Source organism: Solitalea canadensis DSM 3403 (assembly GCF_000242635.2).
Taxonomy (GTDB): domain Bacteria; phylum Bacteroidota; class Bacteroidia; order Sphingobacteriales; family Sphingobacteriaceae; genus Solitalea; species Solitalea canadensis.
The window spans coordinates 3249113-3261294 of sequence record NC_017770.1; the positions used below are offsets into that span (position 1 = coordinate 3249113).

At 39.2% G+C, this 12182-nt stretch carries 10 protein-coding genes; all 10 read right to left on the reverse strand.

The window, feature by feature from the left end:
- The 10 genes from murC to mraZ all read right to left on the reverse strand — a co-directional run bounded on the left by murC (nucleotide 1) and on the right by mraZ (nucleotide 12062).
- Nucleotides 1-1362, reverse strand: a complete 1362-nt coding sequence (murC, locus tag SOLCA_RS13385) for a UDP-N-acetylmuramate--L-alanine ligase (protein WP_014680996.1) — start codon at nucleotides 1360-1362, stop codon at nucleotides 1-3.
- Between the two features lie 139 nt (nucleotides 1363-1501).
- Nucleotides 1502-2614: an undecaprenyldiphospho-muramoylpentapeptide beta-N-acetylglucosaminyltransferase gene (gene murG, locus SOLCA_RS13390; RefSeq protein WP_014680997.1), complete on the reverse strand. Its 1113-nt coding sequence runs from the start codon at nucleotides 2612-2614 to the stop codon at nucleotides 1502-1504.
- Between the two features lie 138 nt (nucleotides 2615-2752).
- On the reverse strand, nucleotides 2753-3892 hold the full coding sequence (locus tag SOLCA_RS13395; protein WP_014680998.1) for an FtsW/RodA/SpoVE family cell cycle protein: 1140 nt from the start codon (nucleotides 3890-3892) through the stop codon (nucleotides 2753-2755).
- A 132-nt stretch (nucleotides 3893-4024) separates the two neighbouring features.
- The gene (gene murD / locus SOLCA_RS13400; RefSeq protein ID WP_014680999.1) at nucleotides 4025-5368 is read right to left on the reverse strand and encodes a UDP-N-acetylmuramoyl-L-alanine--D-glutamate ligase; all 1344 of its coding nucleotides are present in this window, start codon (nucleotides 5366-5368) and stop codon (nucleotides 4025-4027) included.
- 3 nt (nucleotides 5369-5371) lie between these two features.
- Nucleotides 5372-6616, reverse strand: coding sequence for a phospho-N-acetylmuramoyl-pentapeptide-transferase (gene mraY, locus SOLCA_RS13405; RefSeq protein WP_014681000.1), 1245 nt, complete (start codon nucleotides 6614-6616; stop codon nucleotides 5372-5374).
- Between the two features lie 133 nt (nucleotides 6617-6749).
- Nucleotides 6750-8204 carry a UDP-N-acetylmuramoyl-L-alanyl-D-glutamate--2,6-diaminopimelate ligase gene (locus SOLCA_RS13410; RefSeq protein ID WP_014681001.1) on the reverse strand — a complete coding sequence of 485 codons (1455 nt, stop codon included), beginning with the start codon at nucleotides 8202-8204 and terminating at the stop codon, nucleotides 6750-6752.
- A gap of 3 nt (nucleotides 8205-8207) precedes the next feature.
- A complete protein-coding gene (locus tag SOLCA_RS13415) occupies nucleotides 8208-10310 on the reverse strand; it encodes a penicillin-binding protein (RefSeq protein ID WP_014681002.1) in 2103 nt (700 codons plus the stop codon).
- Nucleotides 10300-10701, reverse strand: coding sequence for an FtsL-like putative cell division protein (locus SOLCA_RS13420; RefSeq protein ID WP_014681003.1), 402 nt, complete (start codon nucleotides 10699-10701; stop codon nucleotides 10300-10302). Before SOLCA_RS13420 ends, SOLCA_RS13415 begins: the two co-directional genes overlap by 11 nt.
- A gap of 1 nt (nucleotide 10702) precedes the next feature.
- Nucleotides 10703-11599, reverse strand: coding sequence for a 16S rRNA (cytosine(1402)-N(4))-methyltransferase RsmH (gene rsmH / locus SOLCA_RS13425; RefSeq protein WP_014681004.1), 897 nt, complete (start codon nucleotides 11597-11599; stop codon nucleotides 10703-10705).
- Nucleotides 11586-12062 (reverse strand): division/cell wall cluster transcriptional repressor MraZ, encoded by a 477-nt coding sequence (gene mraZ, locus SOLCA_RS13430; protein ID WP_014681005.1) that lies wholly within the window; start codon nucleotides 12060-12062, stop codon nucleotides 11586-11588. Before mraZ ends, rsmH begins: the two co-directional genes overlap by 14 nt.
- Nucleotides 12063-12182: the final 120 nt, after the last annotated feature.

The window sequence follows — 12182 nt, forward strand, 5'->3', positions numbered from 1 at the left end:
CTATGCAAGCTTCTTTCTCAACGGCTCCACCAACGTATCAATGTCGCCGGCACCCACAGTTACCAACACTTCTGTTTCACTTTTATTGATCAGGTTAACCAGATCAGCTTTTGAGCACAGCTTTTTATTGCTGATGGTTACCATATCTAAGATCATTTGTGAATCCACGCCTTCTATCGGAAGTTCACGTGCCGGATAGATATCCAGCAAAATGAGTTCATCACAATTACTCAGGCTTTGTGCAAATTCAGTCGCGAAATCACGCGTGCGTGTGAACAAATGCGGTTGAAATACAACCGTTAGTTTTTTACCCGGATATAATTGACGAACCGAGTTTAAACATGCATTTAACTCTTCAGGGTGATGCGCGTAATCATCAATATAAATCAGATTATCTGATTTAATGATGTATTCAAACCGACGTTTCACTCCTTTAAATGAAGCTAGTGCTTTGCGAATTTTTCCTTCTTCAATTCCTAATTCTAATGCAACCCGAACAGCTGCAACCGAATTCTCAACATTATGTAAACCTGGTAAACCCAGATTTAAATCTTTAATAACACGACCGGCTGAAACATAATCGTAATAATAGTTTCCATTTTCAATGCGAACGTTTTCAGCATTTACATCAGCCGCTGAATTATTAACTGAATAGGAAACACCTTTACGTTGTAATGGCAGATCTTTCTTATGAATTAACAATCCCTTCTCACTTAGCTGAGATGCAAACAAATTGAATGATTCATGCAAATGCGAAGCATCTCCATAAATATCCAAATGGTCGGCATCCATTGAAGTGATAACGGCAATATCAGGATGCAAAGTCAGGAACGATCGATCGAACTCATCTGCTTCCACTACCATTACATTGTTTTCGCCCAACAACAAATTGGTGTTATAGTTTGAGCTAATGCCTCCCAAAAATGCAGAACAGTCATAACCAGTATCTTTTAATACATGTGAAATGATTGTTGAAGTAGTTGTTTTTCCATGCGTACCCGCAACAGCAATACAAAAACTCCCCTGGCTGATAATTCCCAGTACTTGTGATCTTTTTTGCAGATCATAACCTACCGTTCTAAAGAAGTTTAAGATTGAACTATCCTTAGGAATTGCAGGTGTATAAATAATAAGCGTATCAAGTGAAACTGTATGTGCATTAAATGGCTCAATAACGGATGTAGTATCATCAGTATAAGTAACCGGAATACCTTCATTCACTAATTCTTTTGTCAAAGGAGTTTCAGTGCGATCGTAACCCGCAACCACACACCCGCGATGCTTGAACCATCGCGCCAGGCCGCTCATACCAATACCGCCAATTCCAACCAGGTAAACCTTATTTATTGCTTCAAGTTTCATTCTTTTAGATTTGAGATTTGAGTCGTTAGGTTTGAGATAATGCCTCTCTAAACCTCTTTAGCTCTCCTCTTCTTTATTTTATAAGACTTAAAATGCAGACATTTGATAGTTCTCCTGTCTCACATCCCACATCTCCTATCTACTGTATTAATTTCAATATCTCGTTAGCTATCACCACTGCTGAATCTTTTAAACCTAATTCAGCTATGTTATTTGCCAGTTTTTGCTTTTTCTCTTCATTCGCGATTAAACGCATCGCTACCGGAACCAATTCCGTTTTCGCCACTGCATCTTTAACTAAAATTGCCGCTTGCTTGTTAACCAGTGCCATAGCATTTTTAGTTTGATGATCTTCCGCAACATTTGGAGAAGGAACCAATATTGCAGGTTTCTTTACTAAACATAATTCGGAAATAGTGCTTGCTCCAGCCCGGGCAACAATAATGTCTGCAAGAGCATAAGCTAAGTCGACGCGTGATACAAACTCCATCAGTTTTACGTTTGGATATTCCGCCTCGTTAAACTGTTGCTTTAGTGAATTATAATAGAACTTGCCACACTGCCAGATCAATTGTATCGATTGATCTTTGAATTCATGAAGGTGTTCTAAAATGCTCTCGTTCAGTGTACGGGCTCCCAAGCTACCGCCTGTAAGAAAAATTGTTTTTTTCTCTGGAGATAATCCAAAGAATGAAGCTGCTTCTTCCTTCTTCCCTTCTATTGCTAAAATATCCTTACGAACAGGGTTACCTGTTAACATCAGTTTATCAGCTGGAAAGAACCGATCCATGTTTTCATAGGCAACACAGATCTTAGCTGCTCTTTTAGCTAATAATTTATTGGTAACACCCGGATACGAGTTTTGCTCTTGAATAACCGTTGGTACTCCTTTTAAGCTTGCTGCGTATAATAAAGGACCTGATGCATAACCACCAACTCCTACCGCAACATCTGGTTTGAAGTTCTTAACAATGTTGAATGACTTGCGTAATGATTTAATCAAACGAATCGGGAACTTCAGATTTTCAAACGACAGGGAACGTTGCAACCCGCGAATATCCAAGCCGATAATCTCGTATCCAGCCGCAGGCACCCTTTCCATCTCGATTTTACCCAAAGCTCCAACAAATAAAATCTCTGTAGCCGGGTCAATCTTTTTCAATGCGTCAGCAATTGCCATCGCAGGAAATAAATGTCCTCCGGTACCTCCACCGCTTATTACTACTCTCGCCGATTTTTTTGTTTGTTCCACTACTATTTGTTTGATTACACTGATTATTTTTGATGATTACACCGATTACCTTTCACACTATTAGTTCCGATAACTATCGGGGTGATTACATCAATTTGATCAATGGTTAATTTTCACATTCTCCAATTCACAAATTCCCTAAGCTGTTTCTCCTTGTACTCCTGTTTCAGCTTCTTCCAGGTCTCTGCTCACACTCAGGATAATTCCGAATGCGGCACTGGTAAATAAGATGGATGTTCCTCCCATGCTGACCAGTGGTAAAGCAACACCCGTTACAGGGAACAAGTTGGTAGCTACAGCCATATTCGCGAAAGCTTGAATAACGAGACTAAAGCTCAAAGCTGCAGCCAATAATGCCCCGAAAGCCTTTGGACTCCGGGTTACTATTTTTACGCATCTATACAGAAAGACCAGATAGAGTGACAAAATTGCCAGTCCTCCAATCATTCCATATTCTTCGATAATAATTGCATATACAAAATCGGCATAAGGTGAAGGCAAATAGTTACGTTGTGTACTATTTCCAGGCCCTTTACCTGTTATTCCACCTGTTGCAATTGCGATTTTAGCCTGATCACTCTGATAATTTTTATCAGAATGTACCATCTCAGGATGTAAAAAAGCCTCTACACGTGCTTTATAAACCCCTTTACGAGGTCCAAAAAACACCACCATTGCAACCAATATGGCTCCGGCGATACCAACGATGGCCATCTGAGTAAAACTCACACGACCAATCAGCAGTAACAACATGCTGGTTCCGAATACCATTAGTGCTGTTGAAAGGTTTGCAGGTGCAATTAGCCCGCAAACCCCGATAACAGCTATAAAAATTGGCAAGAATCCTTGTTTAAAATCTTTGATCTTTTCCTGGCGTTTAGTTAACTCACGTGCCAGGTACATGAATAAAGCAAGCTTGGCTAAATCCGAAGACTGGAACGTTTGATTAATAATTGGTAGCGTTACCCATCTGCTTGCATTATTGATGCTATTACCGAACAACAATGTGTAAAACAACAACGGAATTGATAGCCACAACAGCAATTGTGCAATACGAGAATAATAACGATGATCAAGCAAATGAGCAAAATACATGATGGCTAAACCGGCCACGATCATAGTGCCATGCTTGATAAGGAAATGAAAGGGATTAACATCGTTTTTATAGGCAAGTGTTCCGGTAGAACTGTACACCGCCAATACCGATATCATCGATAACGCAAACACCACCAGCCATATCCATCGGTCACCACGAGTTTTTTGTAAAATCCAATTCATGAATACCTGTTAATCTATTGGTTCGTAAACAGGCCCGGTTTATTGTTGAGCCTTAAATTGTCAAATTATCTGTTGTTTATTCTAAAAAACTATTAACATTTCCACATTGCAGAGCCGTAATATATTGTGTCTCTACAGTTCTTTTACTGCAGCTTTAAACTGATCGCCACGGTCTTCATAACTTTTGAACAAGTCGAAACTTGCACAAGCCGGCGATAACAATACCGTATCCCCTTTAGTTGCTAAATGATAGGCAACATTTACAGCTTCTTCGGCCGATGCCGTATTTACAATAATTTCAACTTTATCATCAAAAGCATCGTGTATCTTTTTGTTGTCTTTTCCCAAACAAACGATCGCTTTAACTTTATCTTTTACCAACTCATAAAGCATCGAATAATCATTACCTTTATCTACCCCTCCTGCAATCCAAACCACCTTGGTATTCATACTTTCAAGAGCAAACCAAACAGAATTTACATTCGTAGCTTTAGAGTCATTGATGAACTCAATACCCTGAATTCTTGCCACATGCTCCAAACGGTGTGGCACATTTTGAAAATCACCTAAGCTTTCACGTAAACTATCGCTGCGGATCTCCAGGAGTTTTGCTGCAATACCAGCCGCCATTGAATTATTTACGTTATGCTTACCCTGCAATGCTAATTCTGAGATAGTCATGTTAAAATTATTTTTATTGGTTTGAATGTAAATTGTGTCTTCGGTTGCGTAAGCGCCTTGTTCAACTTTTTGTGCTAAAGAAAATGGAAATAACCGCGCTTCAAATTTGTTATTAGCCATTACTTTCATTGTTTCTTCATCGTCGAGGCAATAAATAAATGCATCGGCTGAAGTTTGATTTTGGGTGACACGAAACTTTGAATCAACATAGTTTTGCATCTTATAATCATACCTGTCTAAATGATCAGGCGTAATATTTAGTAGTATGGCGATATCGGCCTTAAACTCATACATATTATCTAGCTGAAAACTGCTTAGTTCCAACACATAATAATCGTAGTTATCTTCGGCCACCTGCTTGGCAAAGCTTTGTCCAACGTTACCAGCTAATCCCACATTTAAGCCCGCTTTTTGCAGAATGTGATAGGTAAGCATCGTAGTGGTTGTTTTACCATTACTTCCTGTTATACAAATTGTTTTTGCCTTGTTATATCTGCCGGCAAACTCAATTTCTGAAACGATTCGAATACCTTTCTCAATAATTTTCTTAACTATTGGTGCTTTATCCGGTATACCCGGACTCTTAATAACTTCATGAGCTGAAAGAATTTCAGCTTCAGTATGCTGCAATTCTTCAAAGCGAATTCCTCTGGCTGAAAGTTGTGATTTATACTTATCAGCAATAGCTCCGAAATCGGATACAAAAACTTCAAAGCCTAGCTTCAGCGCCAGAATTGCACTTCCAACACCGCTTTCACCGGCTCCAAGAATCACTATTTTTTGTTGTTCAGCCATTGATTATCTAAGCTTCAATGTTACAATTGATACGATCGCCAAAATGATCCCAATAATCCAGAAGCGGGTTACGATCTTTGATTCATGATACCCCTTCTTCTGGAAATGGTGATGTAAAGGCGACATCAGGAAAATCCTGCGTCCTTCTCCAAATTTCTTCTTCGTGTATTTGAAATAGGATACCTGCATGATTACTGATAAATTCTCTACTAAGAATATACCGCATAAAACAGGGATCAATAATTCTTTACGGATGATGATGGCGAACGTTGCGATAATTCCTCCTAATGCCAAGCTACCTGTATCGCCCATAAACACCTGCGCAGGGAATGCATTATACCATAGAAAACCAATACACGAACCAATAAATGCTCCTGCGAATACCATCAGCTCACCCGAATTTGGTATGTACATTATGTTCAGATAATCTGCAAAGATCAGGTTACCTGACAGGTAAGCCAGAACACCAAGTGCCACTCCGATAATTGCGGAAGTTCCCGTTGCCAATCCATCAATACCATCTGTAATATTTGCACCATTTGACACAGCAGTAATAATGATGATTACAGCCAGTATAAAAATGAATGGTGTATATTTTTCATAATCAGGAAGGAACTTTAATACCTTACCATAATCAAACTCGTTATTCTTATAAAAAGGCACGTTGGTTTTGGTCGACTTCATATCACTACCAAAATGACTTGAGCTGATAGTTTTAGCATCTGTTCCCAGCACTTGCTGACTCTGAATTTGTTGTTGTGGTAGCTTTTCGCGGATAACCACGTCTTTGTGAAAATACATGGTTACGCCCACAACAAGACCAATAATTACCTGACCAAGGATCTTAAATCTTCCAGCTAAACCTTCTTTATCCTTCTTAAATACTTTGATATAATCATCCAGAAAACCAATACCACCCATCCAAATAGTCGTAATGATCATCAGGATTACATAAATGTTGTTGATCTTCGCAAACAATAAAGTAGGAATCAAAATCCCCCCAATAATAATCAGACCACCCATGGTAGGAGTTCCCTGCTTCTCTTTTTGTCCGGCCAATCCCAAATCACGCACTGTTTCACCAACTTGCAGTCTCAATAAGACATTAATCAATCTACGTCCAAAAACAGTGGTAATGATCAATGAAAGAATAACCGCCATTGCTGTGCGGAATGAGATATATTGAAACACCCCCGCTCCAGGGAAGTCATATTCTTTATCAAGCCAGGTGAACAGATAGTAAAGCATCTACTTTTTGTATTTATATTTTGTTGGTTAACTGTATCCTAATATCCTTTTGTGTCATGCTGAGGAACGAAGCATCTGTTAATCAAAGCGAGTAACCTAAAGATCCTTTGTACCTCAGGATGACAGTATATGTTTAATTCCCAAATTGCGTGAGTAACTCTTCTTTATCATCAAAATGATGCTTAACACCATTTATGTCCTGATACTTTTCATGCCCTTTTCCTGCCAACAGAATAATGTCGCCTGGTTGAGCCAGCATACAGGCAGTTTTAATAGCTTCCCGACGATCAGTAATTGAAACAGTTGAGGTTTTCTTTGATACTGGAATACCCGCTTCCATTTCTTTAATAATGAACTGAGGATCTTCAGTGCGTGGATTATCAGAAGTAAGAATAACCTTATCACTGTATTCACAAGCAACTTTTGCCATAACAGGACGTTTAGTACGATCACGATCGCCTCCGCAACCAATTACTGTTATGATCTTTTCGGTAGGACGACGAATCTCAAGAATCGTTTCCAATACATTTTGAACAGCATCCGGAGTATGAGCATAGTCAACTATCCCAATCCTTTTATCCGGTGCAACGATATAATCAAAACGACCTTCAGCCCCATTGAGGGTACTTAAAACACTTAAAACCTCTTGCTTATCCTGATCAAGTAATGTTGCTGCTGCATAAACAGCTAATAAATTATAAGCGTTGAACTTACCTACCATCTTAAACCATACTTCCTGACCATCAATGTTTAACAACATTCCCGTAAAGTGATCTTCAATCAGCTTGGCCTTATAGTCGGCCATGCTTTTTAAGCTGTAGGTTTTCTTTTTAGCTTTGGTATTCTGCAACATTACCATTCCACGCTTATCATCCACGTTACTTAATGCAAAGGCAGCTGCTGGTAAGTGATCAAAAAATGACTTCTTAGCCTTAAGGTATTCGTCAAAAGTTTTATGAAAATCGAGGTGATCATGGGTAATGTTGGTAAACATTCCACCAACGAATACTAATCCCTCAATACGTTTTTGAGCAAGTGCATGAGAACTTACTTCCATGAAAGTGTAATCACAACCTTCGTTAACCATATCAGCAAGTAAGCCATTTAGGGCAATTGCATCAGGTGTAGTGTGCGTAGCAGGAATCACACGGTCTTCAATCTGATTCTGAACCGTTGATATGAGCCCGCATTTATAACCCAAACCTCTGAACAAGTTGAAAAGCAAAGTAGCACAAGTGGTCTTTCCATTTGTTCCCGTTACACCTATCAATTTCAATCTTGAAGAAGGATGTTCATAAAATGCCGCACCGAGCCAGCCTAAAGCAGCATGACTATCCTCAACTTTCACATAAGTAACATCAGGCAAAAGGGTTAAAGGGAACTCCTCACATAAAATAGCAGAAGCACCTTTACCTACAGCCTGTTCAATAAATTTATGGCCATCAACTGTTGTTCCCTTAACGGCAACAAATAAACAACCTTCATTTACAGCACGAGAGTCAAACGTAATGGAAGAAACCGTTACATCTAATGAACCCTTTATATCAAGTACAGTAATATTTTCTAATATGTTGTTAAGCTGTCTCATAGCCTATCTTAATTCTAATCCTATTGTATTTCCTTTAATGATCTGGGCACCGGCAGCAATTGATTGTCCGACAACTCTACCCTTTCCTCTTGCAACTGTTCTTAATCCAGCATTCTCCAATAAATAAATGGCATCCTGCAATCCCATTCCAATTACGTTAGGCACTGCATTTTCTGGTACATCCACTTCAGCCATCTTAACAGCGTTGTCATATTTGGCAGTATGTATCCATGTACTTTTAGTGTTTCCACTCATGGAAATACCTAACTTGTTATAAATATATTCAGTCTCTGTACGATAACCCACTTTAGCCACAGGCACCATGGTCGTATTTTTAACGTATTGCTTCTCGATACCCGGATTAATTTCCAATTGAGTTGCATATACTTTATCGGCCACTTCTTTAAATACCGGAGCAGAAACTGCCCCTCCATAGTATAATTTATTGGTTGGCTCATTGATCAAAACGATCATTGAATATTTAGGATTATCAGCAGGAAAATATCCACAGAATGAAGCCTGATAACGCAAATTTCCTCTGTAACCCAATTTCCCATTCGCAATCTGAGCTGTTCCTGTTTTACCCGCAATAGGAAAAACAGATGTTTTTAACACTTTAGCTGAACCCTCCTGAACAACGGCCTCCAACAGTTCCTTAGCCTTTCCGAGTGTTCTGTCAGAAACGATCTTATCCGCCAATACTTTGGTATCAAACGATTGTACTGTTTTACCTAAGTACCTGATCTCTTTTACAAATTTTGGAGCCACCATTGTTCCATTGTTGGCAATTGCATTATAAAGCGTTAATGTTTGTAAGGGCGTGATCGTTTGTTCATAGCCTATCGACAACCAAGGTAACGTTGTTCCATACCAATCTTTATCACCCGGATGCTTAAAATGAGGCCTGGCTTCTCCTGGAATTTGTAAACCCATACGTTTACCCAACCCCAATCGCTCCAAACCAGCCACAAACTTAGCAGGATCATTCTTATATGCTTTCCAGATGGCAACTGAAGTTCCTACATTGGAAGACTGCTCGAAAACGGTTTTCATCGTTACCCTACCCTCTTTCAGCGTATGAGAATCCTTCATTACACGTCCACGAAATACTCTATATCCTTTACTCACATCAACGGTATCATCCAGGTCAAATTTCTTATCTTCAATCGCTACTAAAAATGAAGCTAACTTAAATGTGGAACCCGGCTCTGTAGCCGCACCAATTGCTGTATTATATTTCTCTTCGTACTGCCCGGGAGCCACACGCATTAAATTGGCAATAGCCCTAATCTCTCCTGTCGAAACCTCCATTAATATTACCGTTCCACTGGCTGCATTTTGCTCTTTTAGTTGCTTTAACAGTGCATTTTGAGCAACGTCCTGAATATTTACATTAAGAGTTGAAATAATATCGCTGCCATCAACAGGTGCTATTTCCACATCATCATTTACAGGCATCCAGACACCACCGGCAATACGTTGCATCAACCGTTTACCCGTTTTACCTGAGATATATTCATTGTAGGCACCTTCTAAACCTACCGGCTTAACATCCTGAACGTAATACCCAATGGTACGTGAAGCCAATAATTTAAATGGAAGAATTCGTTTATTTTTTTGAAGAACAATTAAGCCACCTTTGTAACGTCCCATATTAAAAATTGGGAAGGTTTTCAGCTCCTTCAATTGATTATAATCGACCTTACGTTGAACCAAAAAATAGCGTTGACCTTCTGATCTCGCTTTCTTCAATGCACGGGTATATTCGGCAGAAGTTTTATCTCTAAAAAGATTGGACAACCGATAGCTTAAGGAATCCACCTTATCGCCAAACACTTCATCTGTAATAGGATCAGCGTTAACATCCATACGCACTTCGTATTCAGGCATGGAAGTAGCTATTAAGCTGCCATCCTCTGAATAAATACTACCGCGTACAGCCTCCACATTCACAAATTTGGTAGTAAGACTGTCGGCCATGCGTGCCCATTTCTTGCCTTGCACAAACTGCAACTGCCAGATACGGAAAACGATAGCAAAAGCGAATAGAAACAGAACAGCATATGCTACGTAAACACGAAGTAATATGTCGGTCTTAATTTTCATTCTTTTTTACAACTATCTTTTTAGGTGGTTCTGTTGATTCTTTTAATCCAAGTTTCTCTGCACGTTCAGCAACTTCCGTTTGCTTACTCAGGAACATCAATTCCGCTTTATTGGTCATGTATTCCCAGCGAAGCTCCTTCAGTTCCTTATTTGCTTTATCTATTTCCCTAACATTACGTTCGGCGAAATGACGGTTAGTTATGTAAAACATAGCGATACCGCCTAGAAAAATAAAGTAGGGAAGCCATGAAACTGCTGTTTGCTGTGATAAGTACTCACCTTTCATCAGCAGGGTAAAGAAATTTCGGGGAAGCTGTTTAGGCTCCTTCGATGATTCCTTCATCCGTGGTTCCAGTTCTTCTTTTAATGTATTTTGAGTCCGATCGTTCATGCTATAACTTCACTCCTATTCTGAGTTTGGCGCTGCGCGCACGATTGTTTTCTTTAATTTCTTCTTCTGTTGGAACAATTGCTTTGCGAGTTAATTGTTCAAAAGGTTTTATTTCATTACCAAAGAAATCCTTCTCCACCTCTCCACGAAACTTACCTTTATTAATAAAATTCTTAACCAACCGGTCTTCTAACGAATGATAAGACATCACTACCAGGCGACCTCCTGGTTTTAATATTTCAGCCGATTGCTCTAGCATTTCTTGCAAAGCCTCCAACTCCTGATTCACTTCAATACGAACAGCCTGAAACAACTGCGCATAATACTGATTCTCTTTGCCGCGCTTTACCAATGGTTTTACAATTTCCTTTAGCTGCGCAATGGTATTAATTGACTCACGTAAGCGAGCTACAACAATCGTTTTGGCAAGTGTCTTTGAATTATGAATCTCGCCATACATCCCGAAAATTCGATGTAGTTCAGCCTCGTCATACTCATTTATCACTTTCTTTGCAGTTAGGTCAGAAGTCTGATCCATACGCATATCCAATTCAGCATCAAAACGAATTGAAAATCCTCTCTTGGCACTATCAAACTGATGAGAGGAAACCCCTAAATCAGCTAATATTCCATCCACCTGTTTAAAACCATTCAGCTTACAGAATTTCTTCAGATAGCGAAAATTCTGAGCAACAAAAATCAATCGGTCATCCTCAGGTGCATTTTTAGCAGCATCCGGATCCTGATCAAAAGAAATCAAAGTACCTTTATCCAAACGCTCTAAAATAGCTTTTGAATGTCCGCCTCCTCCAAAAGTCACATCCACATATACACCGTTTGGATCAATATTTAATCCATCCAAACACTCTTTCAACATTACGGGGTTATGATAACTCATCTTCACTCCTTTCTCCTATTGCACCACCCATCACTTCTTCTGCCAGCATTGCAAAATCTTCAGGTTCTTCATTTAATAAATTATCATAAGCATCTTTCGACCAAACCTCAATACGGTTTGAGTAAGGAAACAATACAAGGTCATTAGTTATTCCCGCATATTCTAATAGCGACTTAGGCAATAAAATACGTCCGTTGGCGTCTAACGATAATTCGGTGGCTCCACGGAAGAAATAACGAGCAAAGTTTCTATTCTTCTGATTATAAAGGTTTAACTTATTTACCTCAGCACTGATCTTTTGCCACTCATTGTAAGGGTAAAGCACTAAACACTTTTCAAAACCTCTATTAATCACAAACTTATCAGCGGCCTCTTCAGGCAATTGCTTCTTAAGCCCAGCAGGGATCATAACCCTCCCTTTGGGATCAATTTTGCAATCATATTCACCGATAAATTGAATCATTTATTGACTTTTGTACAGTATTTCAATGTAAAGGTAGAGATAATTTCCACTTACTCCCACTTTTTACCACAAAAGTTTTCCACAGAAAAAGGCTTATTCACTGACTTTCAAAAACATAGA